The sequence below is a fragment of the Prevotella sp. KH2C16 genome (genome assembly GCF_900113305.1).
Lineage (GTDB): Bacteria > Bacteroidota > Bacteroidia > Bacteroidales > Bacteroidaceae > Prevotella.
In genome coordinates, this window is record NZ_FOOW01000008.1 from 1 (window position 1) to 25,562 (window position 25,562).

The window sequence follows — 25,562 nt, forward strand, 5'->3', positions numbered from 1 at the left end:
CGGAAATTCCCGCCTGAATTGTCCACGGATACAGCAGAGGTAGTACTCCTTGAAGTTTCTGTAAGTACCGAAATGGTAGCATACCAAGATTGTCATAATCTCACTCTCGGATAGCCTGCCCTTGCGGTTACGGTAGCGCTTCCCATCGCCATCATGAGAGGGCAATGGGAGGTTTTGGGCCAGTTCTGCATTCAAATTCTTGTCAAACTCATCGATAATACAGAAAATTTCTGTAACTTTGTCCTTGGTAATCATCGCTTGGTTGTTTTGTAACTTGTTGATTTTCACCTATAAAGGTACAAAATATTGGCGAGATTACCAACTTTTATAATGCTTTTCTTATCCCGAACTCGCGTAGTTCTTGAAGTCTATGGCTTTCTTCCTCCAGTACCACTCGCTGAATTCCGTCAGGTCTTTCCGCGTCGGCGGCTCTATCCAGTAGATGTTGCTCCAAGCGTTACTCACAGGGCCGTTCGCCCACTTGAAACGCCACTTCCGCCCCTTGTGCCTGCACCACCAGTTCCTCGCGAGCCATGTCAGGGTGTGCCCGAGCAGAGCTGCCGCGACGACGACAAGGATGAACCACCATTGGAAAATGTACCAAATGCCCCCTGTGAGTATCATCATGATTGGCCTTTATCCTCTCATTCCTCTATGTTCTTATTCTGTCTGCCCCCGCTCTGCAGGAGGGGGGACAGGGGGGCAAGTAAAAGGCCGCTAAAAGCATTGCTTTAAGCGGCAAAAAGCTTTCCTTTTAGCCGCCTTTTACTCTCCTTTTAACGGCTAAAAGGAAAAGCCCCCATAACTCCCTTGCGGCAGGGCTCTTCCTCTCGGGAGTATCCTCACCCCTTTATCTGCCCCTCCCTGACGGCGGTCATGATAAATCCGTCTCCCTTATCAAAATCATCGTGGATACGGGTTGGGTGGATAAGGCACGACGGCCACGAGATATTCGTCGACATTGATGTCGATGAACATTGTCTCGTAGCCCAGCAGCTGCCAAAGCTCGTTGAGCGCATAGCACCAATGAGGAACATCGGCAGCCGTGTCAAGCAAACCTTCCGATATGGGTAGATGGTGGAGCTGCACCCGCCGCAGCTCCACCATTTCGTCTACAAAGTTATCCGAGAACTCTTTCCAGTCGAACATGGCGATGGCCTTAGCCTCGGTCAGCACGCAGAGCAGTCCCTGGGCGCGCAGCGCTTCCGGGTTGTCGTGGTAGGTATCCCACACATAGTCATAGCCATACCTGTCCTCCACATCGGCATAGACGCGGGCGAGATAGAAGTCTTCCGGATTTTCCATACTCTCCATGACGGCCTGCATCGTGGTCTCGTCGTCGCCCGCCACCCGCCGCGCCAGCGCCAGCAACGCCTCTTTGTCCTCGGGCAGGTCTACTTGCGGAACCAGCCGCGGCACAATCTCCGGCTTTGCGGGGCTGGAGAAGAGCGGTATCAGCAACGGGGAACCGAACAGCAACACGCCCAGCACGCCGAAGATGCCCTTCACCCACGCCCCTTGTCGGAACATTTCCACGGCCATCCATCCGCACCCGACGGCAAAGGCGACGAGGAGCAGCGTGCCGAACAGACTGGTTAGTTTTTCCTTCATATTGCGCATGCTGATGAGGCAATGGCTTTCTGCTGATAAATCGACGGCTAATCTTTCATGAACTCGCGGCCCGACTTCCAGGCATCGCCCACCTTCTCACCCACGGCATAGTATCCGTTGCGCATCTGGTCGAAGAGGAAGGTGTTGAGCTTGGCAGCGTCTATCTTGCCCCGCTCGTCGAGCACGCCCTCGGCGGCCTTGACATCCACGATCTCGCCCAGTATCAGCAGGCCGTAGCTCATCTGATGCTCCTCGGCCAGACGGCACTCGAGGGTAACGGGAAACTCGGTTACGACGGGAGCGTCCACGAGCTCGCTCTTCACGGCATGCAGGCCGCAGCGACTGAACTTGTCGGGCACCTTGTTGGCAGACACTATCCCGAGATAGTCGGCCTCCTTCAGCACATCAATGGAAGGAATGGCCAGCGTGAAGGCCTTCCGGCGGCGGATGTTGGCCACGGTCTTGTGGTTGGCAGCCAGATTGAGCGCCACCATGTTGTTGTCGCAGATGCCGCCCCAGGCCATCATCATCTCGTCTACACTTCCGTCTTCATTGTAAGTTCCGATCATGTAACACGGCATCGGAAACAGATAAGGATGCACACCTAAACTTTTCATTGATTCTCCTCCTGATTAAGTTTACGGCAAATCTACGAAGATTCTGGAAAAAAAGCAAGGAGAAAAGGCGTTTTATTGAAAAAACTTGCTATCTTTGCTGGAAAAACATCCAACCTATGAAAAGACTGTTACTCCTCATTGCGCTCCTGGCTTCCCTGCAATGCCGCGCGCAGTCCCAGCTCGTCAATCAGCAGGAAGACTCGCTCGTAAACCTCGTGGCATGGTTCTGCAAGGGCGACAGCATGCGGTATGCCGTAGAGTCGGTAAGCTATAAAGTCGACGGCAAGGACACCACGGTCCAGAGCCATGTGGAGGAAGACATACTGCTGACCGTGCTCGACTCCACCTCAAAAGGCTACCGCATAGAGCTCACCTCGATGCCAAGAAAGGCAACCCTGGGAGATAGCAAGGGATTCTTGAAGGGCGGTGATGCCCATGAGTGGTTTGCCACGCTGTTCCATCCCGCGAAGGTAATCTTCACGACCAGCGATGTGGGCGAGGTGCAGAATATAGAGAACTGGCGGGAGATTCGCGACGACTTCCACAAGAAGATGAAGCCCCTGCTCGACTCCATCTATGCAAATACACCAGGCATGCAGGACATCGTCCCGCGCAAGAACCTGGAGAGCCTCCTGCTGCTGACCACCTCCACGGAAGAGAACATCCGCAAGGGGCTCAAGGTGCTCTCGCTGCTCTTCGACATGCACGGCCGCCAATACAAACTGGGCAACACCCCCATCGACGGACTCAACGGATACAACTCCAAAGGAAGTCTCACCGCCGGATACGGCGCCTATGAGAAAGAAGACGGCTGGGACGATGACATCCGGCTCTTCTCCACGATTCAAACCGTGCTCACCCTCGAAGACCTAAAGCCACTGGTGGGTGCCACGGTGGGCATGCTGACCAAGGAAGACATCGGGCAGGAGGTGGAAAAAGCCTTACACGAGAACATGAAGGAAAACCTCACGGTTACCGACGAATCTGAGTTCTACTACTTCTTCAACGGCTGGCCATGTAGCATGACGCAGTCGAGAATCGCCGGCTATCCCGGATACCAAAAGGTAAAGGCCACGAACGCCACATGGACATACCGGGCGTGGAAGGCATCGGCACAGGAGCCTGAAGACAGCCGGCAAAGCCTGTAACAAGAAAGGTCCCGTCCTGAAAGATTCCGGACGGGGCCTTTTTCTAAAGCGCATTCACCACGAGCCAGCTCAGATAGGCCAGATAGATGAGCATGAGCACACCTCCCTCCCACCGGGCAATGGTGTATTTCGTAAACGAGAACAGCCAGAGCAGGCCGCTCGAGAGCACCAGCATCGTCATGTCAAGATAGGTGATGCCGCTGATGGCAAGCGGAGTGATGAGCCCCGTAGCACCGAGAATGAAGCAGATATTGAACACATTACTGCCCAGTACATTGCCGATGGCTATCCCGCTGTTGCCCCTGCGGGCTGCCACCACGCTCGTGGCAAGCTCGGGCAGGGAGGTTCCTCCCGCCACGATGGTGAGCCCGATCACGGCATCCGACACGCCCAGATAGCGGGCAACGGCTGTGGCACCCTCCACAAAAACATTACTCCCACCAACGAGACACGCCAGACCGACAATCACCCACATCACTCCCTTCCACACGGGCATGTTCTTCGGACGGGCGGCATCTTCCTCCCCCGACTTGGCCCCGCGGACGGCGAGATACATGAAAACGGCAAACAGCCCGAGCAGCACCAACGCGTCCAGACGCGAGACATCGCGGCCGAAATAGCACAGCACGATGAGCACCGTGGAAGCGAGGAACGCAAAGGGCAGGTCGCGATTGACCGTGGTCTTCAGAATTGTCATCGGAGCCACCAGGGCGGTAACCCCCACGATAAGCAGGGTGTTGAAGACATTGCTGCCCACGATGTTTCCCACGGCGAGGTCGGCCGTCCCCTTCAGGGCTGAAACCAGACTGACGCAGAACTCGGGAGCCGAGGTTCCGAAGGCCACGATGGTAAGTCCTATGACCAGCTGTGAGACATGCATCCGCTCGGCAAGCCCCACGGCTCCGTCGGTAAGGCGGTCGGCACCCCACAGCACGAGGACGATGCCGGCCAAGATAAATACAATATTGAGTATCATTAGCAAATAATTTGGCGCAAAGATACTAAAAATCCCCGAATGCTCACGCACTCGGGGAAAAAATAACAATCACTTAACTAAAAATCTATGAATCTATTTATGGAAAACACTTTTACCCTATCTCTATCTGGCGAGCCACCTGAGCCTCGGGCTTCACGAGCTTGGGCAAGCGCACCGTGAGCACGCCGTCGGCTACGGAAGCCGCTATCCCAGCCTTGTCTACATCATCCGGCAGAATCAAAGTCTGCTCATACTTGCCGAACGCGAACTCGCGGCGCAGATAATGGGCGTGGGTCTCCTCCTTCTCACGATGGTTCTCCATCTTGATGTGAAGGTCGCCATTGGCATCGATGGTAACATCGAAGTCTTTCTTTGCCAGCCCCGGGGCCGCAAGCTCTACGATATAGTCGTCTTTCGACTCCGCTACATTGATTGCAGGTGCCGTTGCGTTTACGCGTGGCATATTGTTGCTGAAAAAGTTGTTGAACACTTCCGGTAACCATTCATTTCCGTACATAATCTTATCTCCTATACTTTAATTAATACTCAATGTTTACATCAGGAGAAAAGCAAGATTCATACCAGACGAGAAAAAGACGACAGGATGTCAGCCAAAGCCGACATCCTGTCATGCATATAAGTTTCCTTCCTTTAAGAAAGAGCCTGTCAATCAGAGCCTTGTTCCTCTTCCCGGTCCTCTACATTGTCGCCCTCGGTGGGAGCCAATGTCGCCTCAAAGTCGGTGATATCATTCTTCACGAGCAGATTATACCACTGCAACAGCTTCTTGATGTCGCTGTCGTGAACGCGGTCTTCGTCGTAATTGGGCAGGACTTCCGCAAAATAAGCACGGAGCTCCTTGCCCGAGCACTTCTTATAGTCAAGGGAGGAAGCCTTTCCCTGCTCCTTTTCGCCCAGGTTTTTCAGCACCTGCCAGAGCGGGACATCGTCTGCATCGGTATACATTGCTATATCGGCCAGACTGGTTACACGATCGGAGGCAAAGGCCGGCATACGCTTATGGGTGTCGTCCAATGCCTCGACAATGAGGTTTGCTTTTCCACGGGAGACCAATCTGTAAAGTCCCGGTTTACCCGCAATAGAAAGTATTGTTTCCATTTTTATTGATAGATTTTATGAATGATTTGTTCGATTTGGTTTTCCAGGTCGTGCCGCCCGTCGTTCACGATGTTGAAGTCGCTGCGCCTGATGATCTCCTCCTGCGGCATCTGGCGCTGAATCCACTCCACCGACTCGCGGCGAGAGAGACCGTCGCGCCGCATGATGCGGGCAATGCGCTCTTCGAGCGGAGCCGAGACGCAGACCACATAGTCGGGATTTACGCGCCTGTAGAAACCGCTCTCGAAGAGAATGGCGCTCTCGAGCCAGTCGTAGTCCGAACGGATGAAGTCGCGAGTCACGGCAGGATGCACCACCTCGTTCACAGCCTGCTTGTTGGCCTCGCTGGCTAAGATGAACTTTGCCAGGATTCCCTTCTGAAGCACCTCGCCCTGATAGACCTCGTCGCCGACAAGGTGCCTAAGCTCCCGAAGCAAAGCCTTGTCTGAGCGCATGAGCCGCTTGGCCGCCGCATCGCAGTCGTAGACCTTGATTCCGCTCTTGTGCAACAACTGGCAGACATACGACTTGCCGCTCCCGATGCCGCCCGTAACGGCCACGCAGACCCGCTTCTTCATCTCCGACTACTGCTGCTCGATGAGATAGTCCACCCTGTCCACTTCCAGACGAGGCTTGGAAATGCTGTGCGGATAAGCGCGCAGATAGAGACTGCATTTGTCGGAAGAAGATGCCGACAACTCTTTATAGTCGGCCACGACGGTGAACTGGTCCGGCTTGATGGAGCGGAACATTGAGGTGCACACCGTGAAGCGCACCTTCACCTTCGAGGGAAAGGTGCGCAACACCTTGCCTGCCGGCATGTTGATCGCCGTAACCGGCACTTCCAGGCTCTCGTCCGTAAGTATATCAGGCACCAGCGTGAGGGTGATGGAAGACGGCACGAACTTCACGCCTTTCACCTTCTTCAGACGCACTACCTGCCTCACTGTATCATTGAAGTTCAGGAGGCTTAGCCTGTCGGTGTTCACATACTGGATGCTGTCCAGTACCTTTTTATTTGCATAGACCGTAACCTTCTGCGGCGAGATGAGCTGCTGCACGAGCGAATAGTTCTTTGCCGGGACCACAACGCCCGTCAGGCGCACCGGCACCTTCTTGGATCGACCGTAGTTGAAATAGAATTCGAGTTTGTCGGGCTTTATCTGCGAGATGCGTGTGGAGCTGGAGAGCTGCTGATAGATGAACTTCTGCACATCGGCGGCAGGCACCACTCCGCGCCCCGTGGACTGATTGGCGTAGCTCTGGAAGTTCACGGCGACGGGCTGCAGCCTGCGGGTCGTGAAATAGGAGCTCAGCACGAAGCCTTTGTCGCGCACGGTGATAACCACCGTGTCGGCCATCTCCGTGGTCATCACTGCATTCTGCGGCACATTCACAAGGTGCACTCTCACGGGGATTTCCTTCTCGAATGTCTCGTTGAGCGTCATCAATAACCAGAAGACTCCGCTCAACACGAGGAAGAACAGAAAAATCAGGAATTCCTTATTCAATATGCTGAAGAGGAATCTGCTGACTGATTTCCATATCGGCAACAGCCTTCTCATTTAGGTGCGGGGCTGCTGATTGGCATCAGCGTACACGGAGCTGCGGTTCACGGTGATCACCACGCCGCGCGCAATCTCTATCTCCACCTTGTTAGCGGCAATGTCGATATGCTTCACCGTGCCGTAGATGCCACCGCCCGTAACAACGGAAGTGCCTTCGGCAAGCGAATTCTGAAACTCACGGATTTTCTTCTGCTGCTTCTGCTGGGGGCGAATCATGAAGAACCACATAATCGCGAAAACGGCGATCATCATAATGAGAAGACCCATGCCGCCTCCACCCTGCGCTGCCTGGGCAGCCAAAATCAATGTTGTCATAATCAGTTTATCTTTTTAAAGTTTATTATCAGGCTCTATTGATGGCGGTTGTTACGAGGAGGCTGTATCGGCTTCATCATCTTTCCGGTATCTATCAGGTAGCGGGCGATGGTGTCGAGCATGCCGTTGATATAGCCCCCGCTCTTCGCCGTGCTGTAAAGCTTGGCCAGGTCCACATACTCGTTGATGGTAACGCTGATGGGAATGTTAGGGAATGTCATCATTTCCGCTATCGCGATCTGCATGATCACGACATCCATGTAGGCCAGCCGGGAGAAGTCCCAGTTGCGGGAAGTCTCGCTCATATAGCGCTGATAGGTGTCGGCGTTCATGATGGTAGCCCGGAAGAGCTTGCGGGCGAAGTCCCGGTCTTCCTCGTCCTTGTATTCCGGAAGCAGGTCCTGGTCAGCCTTGTTGGCGGGATCGAACCTGCGTATGGTCTTCATCACGAAGGTATCGATGATTTCCTTGTCGTCGTTCCAGTAGAGACTCTTCTCCTCGAGCAGGGCGTCGAGCTCCTCGTTTTCCTGCACGAGCTGCTTGTAGAGCTTGCGCCACACCTCGCGGTCGGCCTCATAGGAGTCGTCCTCGCTTGCCATATACTCATTGTAGGTCGCGCTCTGCTCTATCTGATTGCACAGACTGCGCACGAATTCCCCGTCATTGATCCATGAAATCTTCTTGTCGGCCACGAACTGGTTGAGCGCCTTGTTTTCCTCAAGCTGCACCGCAAACCTGTTGAAGGCGAACTTCTGAGACGGGGCCTCCGTGCCCTCACGCTCCGCACGGGTGGTGAGTATCTCCAGCCGGCGGCGCTCTTCACGGCTCACTTCGACAATCAGCAACAGGAGATAATTATAGAGATCATAAGCCTTCGAAAGACTGAACAGTAGTTCTTTCTCGGCATTATCCATGTTTTTGTTGCCATTCTGATAGTATGCGTAGGTTAACTGAACTACCTTAATCCTAATCAATTCTCTGTTTATCATTCTCTAATAATAATGTGGGGTTATCATATATGTGCTGCAAATTTAAGGAAAAATCGCCTGATATGCAAGAAAAAGAAAGGGAATTGCATGTTTTTTTAGGGAAACTTTGCATAATAGAAATAAAAATCTTACCTTTGCATCGCTTTTCGCAGCTCGTGTGATGGCGAATTAACGATCAATTTTAATTTAGAGTAACACATTATGAAAGAGATTAATGTATCAGGTCAGAAGCGTACAGACCTTGGAAAGAAAGCTTCAAAGTTGCTCCGCAAGGAGGGTTTGGTTCCGTGTAACCTCTATGGCCACGCCATGGAAGACGGCAAGCCGGTGGCACTGGCCTTTGCCTGCAAGATGACAGAGCTCCGCAAACTGGTCTACACGCCCCACATCTATGTCATCAACCTGCAGATCGAGGGAGAGAGCCACACGGCTATCCTGAAGGAGCTCCAGTTCCACCCGGTAACCGACGCGCTGCTGCATGTCGACTTCCTCGAGGTAAACGACCAGAAGCCCATCACCATCGGCATCCCCGTCAAGCTCAACGGACTGGCACAGGGCGTACGCGACGGCGGACGCATGAACCTCTCCATCCGCAAGATTGATGTTACGGCTCCCTACCAGAACATTCCCGAGCACCTCGACATCGATGTTACCGGCCTCCAGCTCGGCAAGAGCATCAAGGTGGGCGAGCTGAGCTTCGACGGTCTCGAGATCGCTACCCCGAAGGATGTAGTGGTATGCTCCATCAAGATGACGCGTGCTGCCGTAAGCGCCGCTGCCGCTTCCGAGGAAACCGAGGCTGAGCCTGAGACCAAAGAATAAGAATGGACAAATACTTAATATGTGGGCTGGGAAACCCCGGGGATGAATACCGGGGCACCCGCCACAACACAGGATTCATGGTATTGGACGCTTTTGCTAAGGCGTCCAATATTGTTTTTGAGGACAAGCGCTACGGATTCGTGGCGGAGACCAGCCTCAAAGGGCGCAAGGTATTCCTGCTGAAGCCCACCACCTTCATGAACCTCAGCGGAAACGCCGTGCGCTACTGGCTCGGCAAGGAGAACATCGACCAGAAGCGGCTGCTCGTCGTCTCCGACGATGTAGCCCTGCCCCTCGGAGCCTTCCGGCTGAAAGCCGGCGGCAGCAACGGCGGGCACAACGGACTGGGCCACATCCAGCAGCTCATCGGACAGGACTATGCCCGGCTGCGCATGGGCGTGGGCAACGACTTCCCCCGCGGCGCACAGGTAGACTGGGTGCTCGGCCGATACGACGAGGAAGAGCTCAAGACCCTGCAGCCCGGCATCGACACGGCCGTGGACATCATCAAGAGCTTCGTGCTCGCCGGCATCGACATCACCATGAACCAGTATAACAAACTCGGCAAGAAATGACCAAAGACGCAGAGACACCCACCCTCAAAATACAGCAAGAGGCGCGCATAGACAAGTGGCTGTGGGCCGCCCGCATCTACAAGACCCGCTCCGTGGCCATCGACGGCATCAGGAACGGCCGCGTAACCATCGGCGGAGTCAATGTGAAGCCGTCGCGCGTCATCAAGATCGGCGACACCGTCAGCGTCAAGAAGCCGCCCGTTACCTATTCGTTCAAGGTGCTCAACTGCATCGAGCAGCGCGTGGGAGCCAGGCTCATCCCGCAGGTCTACGAGAATGTTACCGACCCTAGGCAGTATGAACTGCTCGAGATGAGCCGCATCAGCGGATTCGTAGACCGCGCACGGGGCACGGGTCGCCCCACCAAGAAAGACCGCCGTGCCATGGACGCCTTCGTGGAACCGGCCCTCTACGGCTTCGACGAGGACGACGACTGGCAGGAAAAAGAGGAGGACCGAGATGCAGACTTGTAGGCTGGCCGTCTTCGTTTCCGGCAACGGAAGCAACTGCGAGAACATCATCCGCCACTTCCAGGGACGCGACGACATCCAGGTGAGCCTCGTGGTAAGCAGCAGCCCCGAGGCCTATGCGCTCACGCACGCCGCCCGATGCGGCGTGGAAACCCTCGTCGCCGACAGGCAGATGCTGAACGATCCCGCATTCCCCCTGCAGCTGAAGTCGGTCTACGGCATCAACTTCATCGTCCTCGCCGGATTCCTCCAGCGCATACCCGACGGCATGGTGCAGGCCTTCCACCGCCGCATGATAAACCTCCACCCCGCCCTGCTGCCCAAATACGGCGGCAAGGGCATGTACGGCCACCATGTGCACGAGGCCGTGAAAGCCAACCAAGAGACGGAGACGGGCATGACCGTACACTGGGTGAGCCGCGAGGTAGACGGCGGCGAAATCATCGCGCAGCACCGCACGCCCCTCTCGACCGACGATACCGCAGACGACATCGCCCGCAAGGAACATGAACTGGAAATGAAGTTTTTCCCGCAAGACATAGAGAAGATTATCCGGGGAATCGACGAATTTACAACCCGCTGATTATCAAACAAATAAAGGAATGCCACAAACGGTATTCCTTTTAACGGCCTTTTACTCTCCTTTTAACGGCTAAAAGCTTTCCTTCTAACGGCTAAAAGGCGAGCTTTTAGCCGCCTTTTACTTTTCTGGCTGACATTGGCCGGAAAAGGCATAACCCTCGCCGGCTTTTCCATCCATCAGAAACGGTCGCGACGACCGCCGCCCATGCCCGTTCCGGCAGGCCTCCTGCCGCCGGAAGTCGGACCGCCGAAGCCCGGCCGGTCGCCGCCGGGACCACGCCGCCCACGCGCCCCATTCCATACGCTCTTGCCGCCGAAGAGATTGAAGCGGTAGACCACATGCAGCATGGCATAGCTGTTGATACTGTTATACCAGGTGTCGCTGCGCTGCATGGCATTGACCGTGCGCGAGAAATTGCTCTGCCGGTGGAGGATATCGTAGAACTGGAGCATCACCGTGAGGGCGTTTCCCTTGAGGATTCCCTGCGAGAGCTGCGCGTTCCAGATGAGCTCGTTGGTGTTCATCGAGTTGTCGTTGTAGCCTCTCCGGCTGTTCTGGTGGATGCTCGTAGACAGTCCCATGCCCCAGGGGGCGGTGGCCGTTACGGTGGCTCCATACGAGAACTGCCAGGTGTCAAGGTTACTCTGGCTCTGGAGTTTGTTGCGGGCGTGCATGTAGTTGACCGACGCGTCCAGCCCCACCTCCAGCCACTCGTTGCGATAGCTGCCGCCGAGCGTCTCCCGCAAGTTCAGCGTGCGCGTGCGGTTTTTCTGCGAGTCGCTCATGCGGTCGAGGCTCAGGTAGCCCACATTGTTGGCAAACGAGGCTCCCGTCTCGGTATTCACATTCCAGCGGCCAAGCGTGTCTATCGAGGTGTTGAACATAAACTGCCCGTCGAGGTTCCAGTTGCCGTTGATGTTCTCGGGCTGCGTGGTTCTTCCGCCCGTAGTCTCGTCATAGGATACTTTATTGCTGATGGAGTTGCGGGTGCTGGAGAAGTTCAGGTTCGCGCCGATGAACCGGGTATGCGCATGGATGAAATTGTTGTAGTCCAGGCGGAAGCTGTTGGTGAACGAGGGCTTCAGCCCCGGGTTTCCCCTCGATATGTCGAGCGGGTTGCTGTCGTCCGTGATGTCGAGCAACTGGCTCATGCTCGGCTGTGAGGTCGTCCCGCGATAGTTGATGCGCAGCTGATGCTGCCGGCTGAAGCTATAGCGGAAGTCGAAGGTCGGCGAGAAATTGACCACCGTGCGGGTGGTATCCACATGCAGTCCCTGATAGTCCTGCACATACTTCGACCGCTGGGGCTGCACCATGAAGCCCGCGTTCAGTCGGAATTTCGGGCGCACGAGGCGGAAGGTGGCATCCAGCTGGTGGATATAGTTCCGGTATTCGGAGTAGCGGCTCAGGTCGTCGTTCAGATAACTGTCTATCGGATGAGCCAGCCGAGTCAGATAATCGCCCCATCCGCGGTAAGCGGGATGGATGTCCGCGAAGAACTCCTCGCCCAGGTTACTGAAGTCATAGGTAGAGCGGTCGCTCTTGCTGTAGTTGTAACGGAAGCTGTAACGGAACTGCAGGAATGCTCCCTTGAAGAGAGGCTCGCTGTAGGAGGCCTGGATGCGATAGTTGTAATTGTCGGTCGGCATTAGGTTGTAGCGATTGGTCTGATAGGTGGAGTCGAGTCCGGCCGCCGTCCGCATCAGATAGAGACGCGTGGCATTGGCCGACAGGCTCTTGCTGTCGCTCCTCCCGTATCCGCCTTCCATGCTGAGCGTGAGGTTGCGCCCCCGTGCGTTAAGCCGCCGGTTGAGCTGCAGGTAGCCGTTCAGGTTGCGGCTGCTGCTGAACGAGATGCCGTCGCCGCGCTGCGAGTTTACGACCAGGCTGTCGAGGGAGAGCCTGTCGAGCGAGCCCGGGTCGAGCGGGTCGTCTACATAGGAGTAAGGGTCTGCATTATAGGAAGCGGAATGGGAGGCCGTCAGCCCGTCGTTCTGCGACCACGAGAAGGTGGGGCGGAACATGATGTTGGTCATCGTGTCGGGCTGCCATTCTATTCGTCCTTGCAGGTTAAGGCTGTTGCCGCGCGTGTAGTTCTGGCCTGTGCTGTTGGAGAAACTCCCCGTCCTGCTCACGAAATTCTCCGACGAACGCTTCGTATAGGCGTCGCCGTCGTTGTAGTTCCAGAATCCACTGAGGTCTATGGTGAGTTTCTTGCGCAGCTCGTAGTTGTAGTTCAGGCCTATCATCTTCGCCGAGTTCAGTCCCTGCCGCCCTGCGCCGAAGCGCCCTCCTCCCCTGCCGGGGAAGCCCATGTCGTTCACATTGTTGGCATTGGCAAAGAGCATGAACCGATGGCGGTCGTTGAACCAGGCCCCCATGAGCTTCTCGGAGTAGCGGCGATGGGTGCCGTAGGACAGGTCGAGGTTGGAGAACATGCCTTTGTTCATGCCTTTCTTCAGCCCGAAATCGAGCACCGTGCTCTCCTCTCCGTCGTCGATACCCGTAACCCGGGCCAGGTCGCTCTGCTGGTCGTAGGCCTTCACACGCTCTACGATGCTCGTGGGGAGGTTCTTCATGGCCACCTTCGTGTCGCCGGTCATGAACTCCTTGCCGTCTACGAGAATCTTCTTCACCTGCTTGCCGTTGATGGTAATCTTGCCGTTGTCGTCAATCGACGCACCGGGCAGCCGCTTCACGAGTTCCTCTATCGTGGAACCCTCGGGCGTGCGGTAGGCCGCGCTGTTATAAATAAAGGTGTCGGCCTTTACCACCACCTTCAAGGCCTGCGCCGTAACCTTTGCCTCCTTGAGCATGATGGCATCGGCAGTCATGGCTATCTTGCCCACTTCCAGGTTCTTGTCCTCGGCTATCTGCACCTGCCTTATCTGCGGTTTGTAGCCTACGCTCGACACTTTGAGCAGGTATTTCCCGTTTGACGGTGCCTCCACGGAGAACGCCCCGGCATCATCGCTCAACGCGCCGACGACAAATGTACTGTCGGTTTTCAGCAACTGAACGGTCGCCTGGATGACAGGCTCTGTGTTTTCACGGTCTAAAAGTATTCCTGAAATCCTGCGTTCCTGGGCAAATCCCGAAACGGAGAGCAAGGCAAATATGCCGAAAAAGATGTATCTTATCTTCATTCTCTATGGTTCAAATCAACATTATAAGTTTAGACGAGCCAGTATACAGAAGGTTTAATGCGCCCCTGACATTTAATATTTCCGCCCACCGGTGCGGCAATTCCATGCAGCAACATGCAGCAATCGCAAAAACTGCGCACTCGAAGGGCTGTATGCGCAATTATGGAAGCCGAATTCATAAAAACTCTTAATTTTCAAAAACAATCTGCGGAGGCAAGGATAACTTTTGATTATATTTGCAAGCGAGAGAATATAAATGGTATGATTATGGAGCAGAGAGTTTTTATTTCGAGAAATCTGAAGCAGGATATTGCCCTTGCGATATCCGAGTGTGAACACGACAAGGTATTCGTCCTGACCGACGAGAACACCATCCGGCATTGCTGGCCGGTCGTCGACGGCTTCTTCAGCCTGCGCAAAGCCCATCTCATCACCATCCCTCCTGCTGATGCCAACAAGAATCTCGACTCGCTGTCGCGGGTATGGCAGGAGCTGAGCGACGGCAAAGCCACCCGCCACTCGCTGCTCATCAACCTCGGGGGAGGCATGATTACCGACCTTGGGGGATTTGCCGCCTCGACCTTCAAGCGCGGCATCGACTTCATCAACATCCCTACTACCCTGCTCGCCATGGTAGACGCTTCGGTGGGAGGCAAGACGGGCATCAACTTCAACGGGCTGAAAAACGAAATCGGGGTATTCAACGAGGCCCGGTTCGTGATTCTCTGCACCGAATTTCTCAAGACCTTGCCTGCCCGGGAACTCCGTTCCGGCTATGCCGAAATGCTCAAGCACGGTCTCATCGCCAACGAGAAGATGTGGGCCGAGCTGCTCAACTTCGACCTGGAGGCTCCCGACTTCGGGCTGCTGCAGCAGCTATTGGCGGACTCCATCAAGGTGAAAGAGGCCATCGTGAGGAAAGACCCTACGGAAAAAGGCATCCGCAAGGCCCTGAACCTGGGGCACACCTTCGGCCATGCCATCGAGGCATGGAGCTTCACGGGGGGCCGCACGCCCATAGAACACGGATATGCCGTGGCCTTCGGACTGATTCCGGAACTCTATCTGAGCAGCGTCAAGGCGGGGTTCCCGACAGAGAAGCTGCGCCAGACCGTGAGCTTCATCCGCGAGCACTACGGATTTCCGGACATAACCTGCAACGATTATTACACCTTGATAGAACTGATGCGCCACGACAAGAAGAACTTCGGGAACAACATCAACCTGACTCTTCTCGGGGAAATCGGCGACATCCGCATCAACCAGACCGCCTCCGAGGATGACATCAAGGAAGCGTTAGACTTCCTGCGCGAGGGATAGAGCCTCGGCACGGGCGGGCTTCCCGGTCTCCGTGAGCGGAATCCGGTCTACATGCACATACTTGCGGGGACACCAATACCTGGGCAATGCCCCGACGCACACTTCCGAAACCCCGGCAAGATCGGTATCCTCGGTGAGGATGACCACGGCCTCGCCGAACTTTTCATCCGGCCGCTTGGTAATCAGGAAAGGCTTGCGCAAAAACGGGCGCAGGGCCGCTTCCACCTCTTCTATCTGTATCTTGATGCCTCCGGAATTGATGACATTGTCCCTCCGGCCTAAGATTCTGAACCTCACCTGCCCTCCCGCAGACGAGAGTTCCGCCCTGTCGTTTGTTACGAGGCGGCCTTCGTGCACCAGCGGGGCATCTATCACGAGGCAGCCTTCTGCGTCCAGGCTCACCTTGACAGACTCAAAGGGAGTATACCACGCCGTGGCCTCCGCCCCGTTCAACCGCCGCAAGGCTATGTGCGAGAGGGTTTCCGTCATGCCATAGGTGCTCCACACCGCATGGGGAAAGCCTTGCAAAGCCCGTGCGAGCTTGTCGTCCACGGCTCCGCCGCCGATAATCAGATGGCGTATCTGCATCAACCGTTCCCTTTCCTCCGGCACTTGCAGGGAATTATAGACTTGCATCGGCACCATGGCGGCAAAGGTAATCGGCTCCGCACAGGGCAAGTCGTGCAGGGGATGACCGCTCGGCGGGACGCTGACAAGGCGCAGCCGCCGCTCCACCGACCTCACCACCATCATCTTACCGCCGATGTAGTCCGTCGACATGCAGAGCAATGCCGTGTCGCCCGGCTTCAAACCGAGGAAATCACAAGTGATGCGGGCAGAGTTCCGCATACGCCGTTTCTCCACCCACAGGGGCTTCGGCCGCCCCGTAGAGCCGCTGGTATACACCAAGACCTTGTCCGAACCATCGTTCCACTCCCGTAAGAATTCCTCCTGTGTCATTCCCGTTTCTTTTAGATTTGCGTGTACCACAACTTATCGCCCTTGATTTCGAGCGGCATCGGGATGTTGTCCGTGAAGAGCTGCCCTGTCCCCAAGCCCTGCGGAAAAGTGATGGCGGGGCCATAGGCCTTGGCGGCAAAGTGGGCGACGGCATTCAGTCCGACATTGCTTTCCAAGGCAGAGGTTATCCACGAAACGATGCCCCGTTCCCGAGCCAGCCCCATCCACTCCTCGCAACCGTGCATTCCACCGTGCAGGGTGGGCTTCAGGACGATGTAGGCCGGGCGTATCGTGTCGAGCAGCTCTGCCTTACGATCAGGTTCGTTCACCCCGATCAGCTCCTCGTCGAGTGCAATGGGCAACGGTGAGCGACGGCAGAGGACTGCCATCTCAGTCCATTGATGCTGCCGGATGGGCTGCTCGATGGAGTGGATGTCGTAGCGTGCCAACGCCTCGAGCCTTGCTATGGCGTCTTGCGGAGTAAACCCTCCGTTGGCATCCACGCGGAGTTCTATCTGCTCCTTGGTAAACGCCTCACGGATATGTCGTATCAAATCGAGTTCCCGATGGAAGTCTATGGCACCGATTTTCAGCTTCACGCAGCGGAATCCCTGCCGCAGTTTTTCTTCCAGACGGGCATACATTTCCTCAAAACTACCCATCCACACAAGGCCGTTGATGGGTATTCCCTCCTCGCCGCGGGCAAAAGGAGTGTCGGACAACGCCGTGCTCCCTCCGGCTTCCAGCTGTGCCATAGCGGTCTCCAGGCCGAAGAGCATCGAGGGATAGGGGCGCAGCCGCTCATAGGGTATCTGCCCCGTATGCTCCACCTCGTCGCAGAAGCCACGGAGCACGGAAACATATTCCGCCGGAGACGACAGGCTGTCGCACGACAGGTCGGGCAGCGGAGCACATTCCCCCACGCCTTCCACGCCGTCTCTTCGGATGCTCACGAAGTGGCAACGACGGGTATGATAGACGCCGCGCGAGGTTCCCGCGGGCTGTCGGAAGTGCAGCACCCTCTCGGATATATCCACCTTCAGCATGTCAGGGGAACTGGGGATACTTGTCGAAGTCGGGCTTTCGCTTTTCCAGAAACGCCTTGCCGCCCTCCTGCGCCTCGTCCATGGTATAGTAGAGCATGGTCGCGTCGCCCGCCAACTCCTGTATCCCGGCCTGTCCGTCGAGCTCCGCGTTCAGCCCCGCCTTGATCATCCGCAGGGCAAGGGGCGACCGTTCCATCATGGTTTCAGCCCATTCCACGCAGGTGTCCTCCAGCCTTTCCAAAGGCACCACCTTGTTCACCATGCCCATATCGGCGGCCTCCTGCGCCGTATATTGCCTGCAGAGGAACCATATCTCACGCGCTTTCTTCTGTCCCACCATCCTTGCGAGGTAGGAAGCACCGAAGCCCGCGTCGAACGAGCCCACCTTCGGACCCGTCTGGCCGAACCTGGCATTCTCCGAGGCGATGGTCAGGTCGCACATCACATGCAGCACATGACCGCCCCCGATGGCATAGCCGTTCACCATGGCGATGACCGGCTTGGGCAGCCGGCGAATCTGCATCTGCACATCGAGCACATTCAGACGGGGCACGCCGTCGGTGCCCACATAGCCGCCACGCCCCTTCACATGCATGTCGCCGCCGGAGCAGAAAGCCTTGTCGCCCGCTCCCGTGAGGATGACCACCCGCACATCCCGCGCCTCACGGCAGTAACTGAAGGCCTGCGACATCTCCCAAGTGGTGAGCGGGGTGAAGGCATTGCGGTAACGCTCGCGGTTGATGGTAATCTTCGCGATATGGTGATACTCCTCGAAGAGGATTTCCTTGAAGTCGAAACCCTCTATTTTCTTCCATTCTCTTTTCATATCTTTCCTTTCAATAGTTCGTAATACTTCCGGTAGAGGGCCGCGTCCTGCTCCGCACGGGTAAACACTTCCAGCACCACGGGGCGGTCGGAATGCCCACGGGTCAACGCCCCGAGCCCGACTTCAAGTGTCGTGGCATCATGGGCGGGGTAATAGGTGATATCGTTTCCGGCGCAGATTCCTTCGGCCGTCGTCCGGTGCCGACCCGCCACGAGGTCGTCGCAAGCCCCCGATGCCTGCAGTCCGTCCAACTGATAGAAGATGCCTCCGCCGCCGTTGTTCAGGAGCAGGATGCGGAGGTTTCCCCGCAGGTTGCGGTTCCAGAGGGCGTTCTGGTCGTAGAAAAAGCTTAGGTCGCCTATCACGCAATACACCCTCCCGTCGTTCACAAGCGAGTATCCCGCCGCCGTGGAGAGCGACCCCTCGATGCCGTTCACGCCCCGGTTGCAATGGATGTAGTGGCGGGCATAGAGACAGCCCAGCCGCACGGCGGTGCTGTTGGCATAGTGGAAGACAGCCCGAGGGTCGTCCTCCGTGCTCATCTCTTCCAGCCGTTTCACGGCCAGGAACTGCGAATAGGGCGGCTCGAAGCGACTCTGATGTTCCTCGCCCATAGTCCGTGCCGCTTCCCAGAGGTCTCGGAAAGCATGCGAGGACCGCTCGCGAAGCTGCGTCAAGACATCCTCCGGGCGCGCCTGAATCACCCCCGTGAGGTTCATCAGCACATCGTGGGGCTCACCCCCGGGGCTCACTTCCCAGCAGCGGGCATGCCTCGCCTTGCGAAGATACTTACGGGCACGCTTGCTCACGAGGGTATCGCCCACATAGAGAATGCAGTCGGGCAGGTAGCGGTCGTCGTCCTCTACCAGGGCGACGGCCTCGTCCAGACAACGCGCCGTCCGCCCATTGCCACTCAAGGGCTCCCGGAGAACCGCATAGCCAGCTGCCGAGAGTTGTTCCAAGGCGGCATCCAGCACAGGGCTCTCCGCCATCTGCCCGACCACGACCATCGACCGCTCGGCATGCTCGAAATCCCGGATGACGGCCTCGTCGACGGGTGCTGCCTTGGGCGCATACAGCGAGATGACGCGCTCACGGGGCAGGGATTCGACGGTATAGTCGAACAGCGGCTCCGACAGGGGCACATTGATGTGCACAGGACCGCCGTCCTCCCTGCGACAGGCCATGAGCGCCTCGTTCACCAACCGGTTGCAATACCACCGCTCCTCGCCGTCGCGCGGCTCGGGCAGACTGACGGCCTTGCGCACGAAACGCCCCAAGGTACCAGGCTGCGGGAGCGTCTGACCGTCCAACTGATCGATCCATTGCGCAGGCCGATCCGCACTCACCACCACCAAAGGCTGGTGCTGATAACAAGCCTCGGCCACGGCCGGCAGCACATTGAGCAGGGCCGTGCCGGAGGTTACGCAGACCACCACCGGCTCGCCCGTCGCCTGGCACATGCCGAGGGCACAGAAGGCGGCCGAACGCTCGTCGGTAACGGGATGGCAATTGATGGCCGGGCACTCGTTCAGGTTGTGCACGATGGCGGAGTTGCGGCTGCCCGGACACACCACGGCATGCCTCACTCCGTGTCCGACGAGCAACGCCGTCAGGATGTTTACATTTTCCTTGTCTGAGTACATCGCGTCAAGTTATGGGGTTATCAGTCTCTTCATTGCCTGGAGCTTGCCCTCCGTCTCCTTCCATTCCTGCTCCTCGCGGCTTTCGCGCAGCAGTCCTCCGCCCGCATAGAGGCGGTATTCCGCCGCCAGTATCTGCATGCAGCGGAGCGAGACGAAGAGGTGGGTGGCGCCTCCGAGCCTTAGCGGCCCGCAGAATCCACTATAGTATCTGCGACCGGCATGCTCGTTTTCGAGGATGAAGCGGCGGGCTTCCTCCTTCGGGATGCCGCACACGGCGGGCGTGGGATGCAGGTCGTTGAGCAGGTCGCCGACGCGCTCCTCATCGTGCAGGCGGAAGTGGAAGTCGGTGCGCAGGTGATAGAGCCGGGCCGCCCGCACGGTGTAAGGTTCCGACATCCGCACCTGGTCGGCATGACCGTGCAGGACATCGGCGATGTAGGAAGCCACATACTGCTGTTCCTCCTGGTTTTTCTGCGACCACGCCACGCGCTCCATGTCCTCGTCCTCATGGCCTACGGGCTGCGTACCGGCCAGTGCCATCGTGCTCCACAGGCCTCCCTCGCCGTTCAACAGCACCTCGGGAGTGCCCATGAGCCATGTCCCGCTCTGCGGCATCTCTATCAAGGCGACGAACACGCGGGGGTAAAGCCTGCAAGCCATGAGGAACAACTGCTCCGCCGACCTCGGCTGTACCACAGGCTGACAGACGCAGCGGGCCAGCACAATCTTGTCGAACGCCCCTGACCGCAGCTGCGAAAAGAAACGGCGGAAATCGGCGGCATAGACCTTTCGCCCGGCAATGTCTCCGGTTTGCAGCGGTGAGGAAGATGCCGGGAGGGGAACCTCCTCCACCCTCCTGACCGCTATCTCGTCGGGCTGCATCAGCAACAGGGGGCATTCCGGCGAGGGAGCAAAGGGCGCAAAGACGAATCCCTGCCGCCCGTTCAACGCTGCCGGCGACGCCAGCACCTCGGGAGAGCCCTCGCGCTGGACGAGCATCGTGTAGCTGTCTCCGTACGGAAGCCTGTATCTGACCCGTGTCGTCATTTCTTCGGGGCATCCATTACATAGTTCGTAACCTGCACGGTGGAGATCAGGTCGTCGTTGGAATTCTTGATGTCGATATGCCATTCGTGCAGCGTCCGCCCCTTGTATTGCAGACGGGCATAGGCCGTTACGGTGTCGCCTTCCAACGCCGACCTCACATGCGACCCGCTCACATTGATGCCCACGCATATCTTGCCCGGGCAGAGAGCCATGGAGGCCACGCCCGCAAGGTTCTCGGCAAGGGCCAGCGAGGCTCCTCCGGCAAGGAAGCCGAAGGGCTGCTTGTTGCGCTCGTCTACCTGCATGCGGGCCATGCAGGTGTCGTCCTCGGGCGTGGAAATGAACTCCATGCCGAGGAGGTTCGACAGTCCGTCGAGCCGGGTGAGGGTGTCTTTAAGGTGTTCTATATCCATAGTCTTCTATTTTAGTAGCGTCTTTTTCCACAAGCGGCCTACAGCAGGAAGAACAGGCTCACACCGACGACCGACACCACGGCGCCGACAATGCTCTGCAGGGTAATCTTCTGCTTGAAGAGCCAGTATGACGGGAGCAGGATGAGGATGGGCGAGATGGCCATGAGGGTGGACGCGATACCCGCCTCCACATACTGCACGGCCATGAGCGAACAGGCCACGCCGATGACGGGACCCGAGAATACGGCCACAACCATGGCCAGCAAGCCGGCACGGTCGTGCAGGCTCTGCCTGAAGGCGGGCATGCCGTGGCGCACGCCGAGCCAGGCCGTGAAGCACACCAGGCCGGCCATGCAGCGGATGGAGTTGGCCGAGAACGAGATATAGTCGGCATTCCCGCTGAAACCAGAAGCCATGAGGTCGGCCGTGTAAGCGTCCAGCCCAATCTTGGAGAGCACCAGTCCGAGACCCTGTCCGAGACCCGCCCCGATGCCGAAGAGCACGCCCCGCAGAGGCAGCTGGAGCGAGAGTACATGGTTCTTGCCGCCGCGGCCGAACACGCTGACGGCGATGCCCGAGAGCGTAACCAGCATGGCGAGGAGAGCCGAGCCCGAGAGCGTCTGCCCGAGGAGTGCCCAGGCAGAGAAAGCGGCAAACATCGGGGCCAGCGTCATGAAGAGCTGACCGTAGCGGGAACCGATAACAAGATAGGCATTGAACAGGCACCAGTCGCCGAAGAAATAGCCCACCACCCCCGACAGGAGCAGCCACATCCAGGCCCCGGACCCCGCATGCACGGGCAAGAAGTCGCCCATCAGCCATGCGCTGATGCAGCATGAGAAGAAGAGAGCCAGCCCCATGCGCCACACATTGAGCACTACGACCCCCATATGCTTGCTCCCTATCTCGCAGGACAGGGCCGCAACGGTCCACGAGAAGGCCACGAAGAGTGATATGAATTCTCCTAAGTATTGCATAACCTATGGTTTACAAGATGCAAAGATACTGATTTCTGGTGGATTTCGGGCAGCCAGCAAGAAAATTTACGGCATTTTTTTCATCGTTCACAAGAACCTTTTGAAAGGATACACACGCCCCATGAAGGAACTTGGAATACCGACTTTCAGAACACTCAAAAACCGAAATCCGGGGCGTTTTCGGCAGCAAGCAGTCTCTCGGACGCAAAACGGGGCTGGATTTTGCAGTTTGACAAATCTTTGGGAATCAACGGGTTAAGACAAAAAGACAAAAAGAAAGAGGGGAAAATCAGGCTGAAAAGACCGCTTTTGGCCGCTGAAAGGCCTGTAAAAAGCCGCTGAAAGGAAAGCTTTTAGCCGTCAGAAGCAATGTAAAAGGCCGTTAGAAGGAAGGTAAAAGGCGGCCAATTACTCCCGAGGCGGCCGTTTCTTCCGTTTTCAGAGGCCACAAGAGGCCTGAAAGCCTGCTATTTTCGCACGAAAAACGGTGTTCTTTTTCGGAATATCCCAGCCGCCGGAAGCAGCATCTCCAGCCGCCACCTCATTAATAATATAAAAAAGATGAAATGGCATAGCAATATCAAAATTAATTCGTAACTTTGCATCTTGTAAAAAGAAAAGTTACCATCAAGGATATGAACATCTTAGAATTGAGCGAACAGGAGATAGTTCGCAGACAAAGCCTGCAGGCCCTGCGTGATATGGGCATCGACCCCTACCCCGCGGCCGAGTTCCCCACCAATGCATTCAGCACCGACATCAAAACGGAATTCAAGGATGAAGACGAGCCCCGCAATGTGGTTATCGCGGGTCGGGTGATGACCAAGCGCATCATGGGCAAGGCCTCCTTCGCCGAGCTGCAGGACTCCAAGGGAAGGATTCAGGTATATGTGGCCCGCGACGAAATCTGCCCGGGCGAGGACAAAGAGCTATATAACACCGTATTCAAGAAACTGCTCGACATCGGCGACATCATCGGCGTGAAGGGCTTCGTGTTCCGCACACAGACGGGCGAGGTATCGGTTCACGCCAAAGAAATCACCCTCCTGAGCAAGAGCCTGAAGCCGCTGCCCATCGTGAAGTACAAGGACGGCGTGGCCTACGACAAGTTCGACGACCCCGAGCTGCGCGCCCGCCAGCGGTATGTAGACCTCATCGTGAACGACGGCGTAAAGGAGACCTTCCGGAAAAGGGCAACGGTGCTGCGCACCATGCGCCGCTTCTTCGACGAGGCGGGCTACACCGAGGTGGAGACGCCGACGCTGCAGAGCATCGCCGGGGGAGCCAGCGCACGCCCGTTCATCACCCATTTCAACGCGCTCAACATCGACATGTACATGCGCATCGCCACCGAGCTCTACCTCAAGCGCCTCATCGTGGGCGGCTTCGAGGGCGTGTACGAGATCGGGAAGAACTTCCGCAACGAGGGCATGGACAAGTTCCACAACCCCGAGTTCACCTGCGTGGAGCTCTATGTGCAGTATAAAGACTACAACTGGATGATGGGCTTCACCGAGAAACTGCTCGAAACCATCTGCCTCGAGGTAAACGGAACCACCGAGGTGAAGACCGGCGACACCGTCATCAACTTCAAGGCACCCTATCGCCGGCTGCCCATCCTCGAGGCCATCAAGGAGAAAACGGGCTTCGACCTCAGCGACAAGACCGAGGAGGAGATATACCGCATTGCCACGGAAGACCTGAAGATGGAGACCGTGGACAAGACCTTCGGCAAGGGCAAGCTCATCGACGAGATCTTCGGAGAGTTCTGCGAGGGCACTTTCATCCAGCCCACCTTCATCATCGACTATCCCGTGGAGATGTCGCCGCTCACCAAGATGCACCGCTCCAAGCCCGGGCTCACCGAGCGCTTTGAGCTGATGGTGAACGGAAAGGAACTCGCCAACGCCTATTCGGAGCTCAACGACCCCCTCGACCAGGAGCAGCGGTTCATTGAGCAGATGAAACTTGCCGACAAGGGCGACGACGAGGCGATGGTCATCGACCAGGATTTCCTGCGCGCGTTGCAGTACGGCATGCCCCCCACCTCGGGCATCGGCATCGGCATCGACCGGCTCACCATGCTCATGACGGGGCAGCCCAACATACAGGAAGTGATGCTCTTCCCGCAGCTCAAGCCCGAGAAGAAGATGCCGCAGAGCACCGTCGGCGAATGGGCGGAGCTCGGCGTGCCCGAAGACTGGGTGTATGTGCTCCGCAAGGCAGGCTTCAACCTCATCTCCGACATCAAGGGCGAGAAGGCACAGGGACTGCAGCAGAAGCTCGGGGAAATCAACAAGAAATACAAGCTGGACTACCAGAAGCCCGGCCTGGACGAGATTCAGTCGTGGATAGATAAGGCTCAGTAAATGTTCGGAGTTGGCAAGATAGCAATCATCGGCGGAGGTTCGTGGGCAACGGCCATAGCCAAGATTGTGGTGGACAAGACCCACCACATCGGGTGGTACATGCGCCGCGACGACCGCATAGAGGACTTCCGCCGCATGGGGCACAACCCCGCCTACCTCACGAGCGTGCACTTCGATGTGAGCGAAATCAGTTTCTCGACGGACATCAACAAGATCGCGGAGGCCTACGACACGCTCGTGTTCGTAACGCCGTCGCCCTATCTGAAGAACCATCTTAAGAAACTCAAGACCCGCATCAAGGATAAGTTCATCATCACGGCCATCAAAGGCGTCGTGCCCGACGAGAACCTCATCTGCTCGGAATACTTCCATCAGGTGTACGACATCCCCTACGACAACCTCGCCTGCATCGGCGGACCCTCCCATGCGGAAGAAGTGGCCATGCAGCGGCTGAGCTATCTCACCGTGGGCTGCAAGGATCTGGAAAAAGCACAGGCGTTCACCGAGGTGCTCTCGTCGGACTTCATCAAGACGAAAGTGTCCGACGATGTCATCGGCATCGAGTATTCCTCGGTGCTGAAGAATGTATACGCCATCGCGGCGGGCATCTGCTCGGGCCTCAAATACGGGGATAACTTCCAGGCGGTGTTGATTTCCAACGCCATCCAGGAGATGAAACGCTTCCTCACGGCCGTGCATCCCATCGAGCGGAATGTATACGACAGCGTCTACCTGGGCGACCTGCTCGTTACCTGCTACTCCAACTTCAGCCGCAACCGCACCTTCGGAACCATGATCGGCAAGGGATACTCGGTAAAAAGCGCGCAGATAGAGATGGAAATGATTGCCGAGGGCTACTTCGGCACCAAGTGCATGAAGGAAATCAACCGGCACATGCATGTCAACATGCCCATCCTCGACGCCGTCTACAACATCATCTACGAGCGCATCAACCCGCAGATAGAAATCAAGCTGCTCACCGACAGCTTCAGATAAAAAGAACACAATAAAAACCATAA

Annotated in this window: 26 protein-coding genes and 1 pseudogene; 8 read left to right on the plus strand and 19 right to left on the minus strand. The window is 56.8% G+C overall.

The window, feature by feature from the left end:
• The 4 genes and pseudogenes from BM114_RS07020 to BM114_RS07035 form a co-directional block, all read right to left on the minus strand.
• A pseudogene (locus BM114_RS07020) lies at nucleotides 1-255 on the minus strand (IS982 family transposase); the annotation flags it as partial.
• Nucleotides 256-339: 84 nt separating this feature from the next.
• Nucleotides 340-627: a hypothetical protein gene (locus BM114_RS07025; RefSeq protein WP_092111846.1), complete on the minus strand. Its 288-nt coding sequence runs from the start codon at nucleotides 625-627 to the stop codon at nucleotides 340-342.
• Between the two features lie 276 nt (nucleotides 628-903).
• The gene (locus tag BM114_RS07030) at nucleotides 904-1,611 is read right to left on the minus strand and encodes a DUF6630 family protein (RefSeq protein WP_092112053.1); all 708 of its coding nucleotides are present in this window, start codon (nucleotides 1,609-1,611) and stop codon (nucleotides 904-906) included.
• A gap of 47 nt (nucleotides 1,612-1,658) precedes the next feature.
• Nucleotides 1,659-2,228 carry a flavin reductase family protein gene (locus tag BM114_RS07035; RefSeq protein WP_092111848.1) on the minus strand — a complete coding sequence of 190 codons (570 nt, stop codon included), beginning with the start codon at nucleotides 2,226-2,228 and terminating at the stop codon, nucleotides 1,659-1,661.
• Between the two features lie 116 nt (nucleotides 2,229-2,344).
• On the opposite strand from BM114_RS07035, the gene BM114_RS07040 reads away from it, so the two are divergent.
• Nucleotides 2,345-3,376, plus strand: coding sequence for a hypothetical protein (locus tag BM114_RS07040; protein ID WP_092111851.1), 1,032 nt, complete (start codon nucleotides 2,345-2,347; stop codon nucleotides 3,374-3,376).
• Nucleotides 3,377-3,419: 43 nt separating this feature from the next.
• Here BM114_RS07040 and BM114_RS07045 read toward each other — a convergent pair whose 3' ends face one another.
• The 7 genes from BM114_RS07045 to nusB form a co-directional block, all read right to left on the minus strand.
• Entirely contained in the window at nucleotides 3,420-4,352 is a 933-nt protein-coding gene (locus BM114_RS07045; protein WP_092111853.1) for a calcium/sodium antiporter, read from the minus strand.
• A gap of 112 nt (nucleotides 4,353-4,464) precedes the next feature.
• A complete protein-coding gene (locus BM114_RS07050; protein WP_092111854.1) occupies nucleotides 4,465-4,869 on the minus strand; it encodes an Hsp20/alpha crystallin family protein in 405 nt (134 codons plus the stop codon).
• A 149-nt stretch (nucleotides 4,870-5,018) separates the two neighbouring features.
• The gene (locus BM114_RS14355) at nucleotides 5,019-5,471 is read right to left on the minus strand and encodes a DUF5606 family protein (protein WP_177207071.1); all 453 of its coding nucleotides are present in this window, start codon (nucleotides 5,469-5,471) and stop codon (nucleotides 5,019-5,021) included.
• Between the two features lie 2 nt (nucleotides 5,472-5,473).
• Nucleotides 5,474-6,049: a dephospho-CoA kinase gene (gene coaE, locus BM114_RS14360; protein WP_177207072.1), complete on the minus strand. Its 576-nt coding sequence runs from the start codon at nucleotides 6,047-6,049 to the stop codon at nucleotides 5,474-5,476.
• A gap of 6 nt (nucleotides 6,050-6,055) precedes the next feature.
• Entirely contained in the window at nucleotides 6,056-7,036 is a 981-nt protein-coding gene (locus BM114_RS07060; RefSeq protein WP_092111856.1) for a CdaR family protein, read from the minus strand.
• Complete coding sequence (yajC, locus tag BM114_RS07065) at nucleotides 7,037-7,354, minus strand: preprotein translocase subunit YajC (protein WP_092111858.1); 318 nt, start codon at nucleotides 7,352-7,354, stop codon at nucleotides 7,037-7,039. It abuts the gene before it with no gap.
• Nucleotides 7,355-7,389: 35 nt separating this feature from the next.
• Nucleotides 7,390-8,343 carry a transcription antitermination factor NusB gene (gene nusB / locus BM114_RS07070; protein WP_092111860.1) on the minus strand — a complete coding sequence of 318 codons (954 nt, stop codon included), beginning with the start codon at nucleotides 8,341-8,343 and terminating at the stop codon, nucleotides 7,390-7,392.
• Nucleotides 8,344-8,544: 201 nt separating this feature from the next.
• Between nusB and BM114_RS07075 the strand changes: the two genes are divergently transcribed.
• Genes BM114_RS07075 through BM114_RS07090 form a run of 4 tightly spaced genes read left to right on the plus strand, consistent with a single transcriptional unit; the run spans nucleotide 8,545 to nucleotide 10,793 of the window.
• On the plus strand, nucleotides 8,545-9,165 hold the full coding sequence (locus BM114_RS07075; protein WP_092111862.1) for a 50S ribosomal protein L25/general stress protein Ctc: 621 nt from the start codon (nucleotides 8,545-8,547) through the stop codon (nucleotides 9,163-9,165).
• Between the two features lie 2 nt (nucleotides 9,166-9,167).
• Nucleotides 9,168-9,740, plus strand: coding sequence for an aminoacyl-tRNA hydrolase (gene pth, locus BM114_RS07080; protein ID WP_092111864.1), 573 nt, complete (start codon nucleotides 9,168-9,170; stop codon nucleotides 9,738-9,740).
• On the plus strand, nucleotides 9,737-10,213 hold the full coding sequence (locus tag BM114_RS07085; protein WP_369808408.1) for an RNA-binding S4 domain-containing protein: 477 nt from the start codon (nucleotides 9,737-9,739) through the stop codon (nucleotides 10,211-10,213). The genes pth and BM114_RS07085 overlap by 4 nt, the downstream gene beginning before the upstream one ends.
• Nucleotides 10,200-10,793 carry a phosphoribosylglycinamide formyltransferase gene (locus BM114_RS07090; RefSeq protein ID WP_092111866.1) on the plus strand — a complete coding sequence of 198 codons (594 nt, stop codon included), beginning with the start codon at nucleotides 10,200-10,202 and terminating at the stop codon, nucleotides 10,791-10,793. Before BM114_RS07085 ends, BM114_RS07090 begins: the two co-directional genes overlap by 14 nt.
• Before the next feature lie 176 nt (nucleotides 10,794-10,969).
• Here the strand turns inward: BM114_RS07090 and BM114_RS07095 are convergent, their stop codons facing one another.
• Nucleotides 10,970-13,939, minus strand: coding sequence for a TonB-dependent receptor (locus tag BM114_RS07095; RefSeq protein WP_092111868.1), 2,970 nt, complete (start codon nucleotides 13,937-13,939; stop codon nucleotides 10,970-10,972).
• Nucleotides 13,940-14,206: 267 nt separating this feature from the next.
• Here BM114_RS07095 and aroB point away from each other — a divergent pair, with 267 nt between their 5' ends.
• Nucleotides 14,207-15,259, plus strand: a complete 1,053-nt coding sequence (gene aroB / locus BM114_RS07100; RefSeq protein WP_092112058.1) for a 3-dehydroquinate synthase — start codon at nucleotides 14,207-14,209, stop codon at nucleotides 15,257-15,259.
• Here aroB and BM114_RS07105 read toward each other — a convergent pair.
• From BM114_RS07105 to BM114_RS07135, 7 genes are read right to left on the minus strand one after another with little or no spacing between them, the layout of a single operon-like run.
• Nucleotides 15,236-16,219: an AMP-binding protein gene (locus tag BM114_RS07105; RefSeq protein WP_092111870.1), complete on the minus strand. Its 984-nt coding sequence runs from the start codon at nucleotides 16,217-16,219 to the stop codon at nucleotides 15,236-15,238. The two genes, aroB and BM114_RS07105, sit on opposite strands and share 24 nt — an antisense overlap.
• Before the next feature lie 11 nt (nucleotides 16,220-16,230).
• Nucleotides 16,231-17,265: an o-succinylbenzoate synthase gene (gene menC / locus BM114_RS07110; RefSeq protein WP_092111872.1), complete on the minus strand. Its 1,035-nt coding sequence runs from the start codon at nucleotides 17,263-17,265 to the stop codon at nucleotides 16,231-16,233.
• 1 nt (nucleotide 17,266) lies between these two features.
• On the minus strand, nucleotides 17,267-18,091 hold the full coding sequence (gene menB, locus BM114_RS07115; protein ID WP_092111874.1) for a 1,4-dihydroxy-2-naphthoyl-CoA synthase: 825 nt from the start codon (nucleotides 18,089-18,091) through the stop codon (nucleotides 17,267-17,269).
• Entirely contained in the window at nucleotides 18,088-19,737 is a 1,650-nt protein-coding gene (gene menD / locus BM114_RS07120) for a 2-succinyl-5-enolpyruvyl-6-hydroxy-3-cyclohexene-1-carboxylic-acid synthase (protein WP_092111876.1), read from the minus strand. The genes menB and menD overlap by 4 nt, the downstream gene beginning before the upstream one ends.
• Before the next feature lie 9 nt (nucleotides 19,738-19,746).
• Nucleotides 19,747-20,784, minus strand: coding sequence for an isochorismate synthase (locus BM114_RS07125; RefSeq protein WP_092111878.1), 1,038 nt, complete (start codon nucleotides 20,782-20,784; stop codon nucleotides 19,747-19,749).
• The gene (locus BM114_RS07130; protein WP_092111880.1) at nucleotides 20,781-21,197 is read right to left on the minus strand and encodes a PaaI family thioesterase; all 417 of its coding nucleotides are present in this window, start codon (nucleotides 21,195-21,197) and stop codon (nucleotides 20,781-20,783) included. Before BM114_RS07130 ends, BM114_RS07125 begins: the two co-directional genes overlap by 4 nt.
• Nucleotides 21,198-21,235: 38 nt before the next feature.
• Nucleotides 21,236-22,174, minus strand: coding sequence for a DMT family transporter (locus BM114_RS07135; RefSeq protein WP_092111882.1), 939 nt, complete (start codon nucleotides 22,172-22,174; stop codon nucleotides 21,236-21,238).
• A gap of 635 nt (nucleotides 22,175-22,809) precedes the next feature.
• On the opposite strand from BM114_RS07135, the gene lysS reads away from it, so the two are divergent.
• The gene (gene lysS / locus BM114_RS07145; RefSeq protein WP_092111886.1) at nucleotides 22,810-24,543 is read left to right on the plus strand and encodes a lysine--tRNA ligase; all 1,734 of its coding nucleotides are present in this window, start codon (nucleotides 22,810-22,812) and stop codon (nucleotides 24,541-24,543) included.
• The gene (locus BM114_RS07150) at nucleotides 24,544-25,539 is read left to right on the plus strand and encodes an NAD(P)H-dependent glycerol-3-phosphate dehydrogenase (protein ID WP_092111888.1); all 996 of its coding nucleotides are present in this window, start codon (nucleotides 24,544-24,546) and stop codon (nucleotides 25,537-25,539) included. It abuts the gene before it with no gap.
• Nucleotides 25,540-25,562 lie beyond the last annotated feature (23 nt).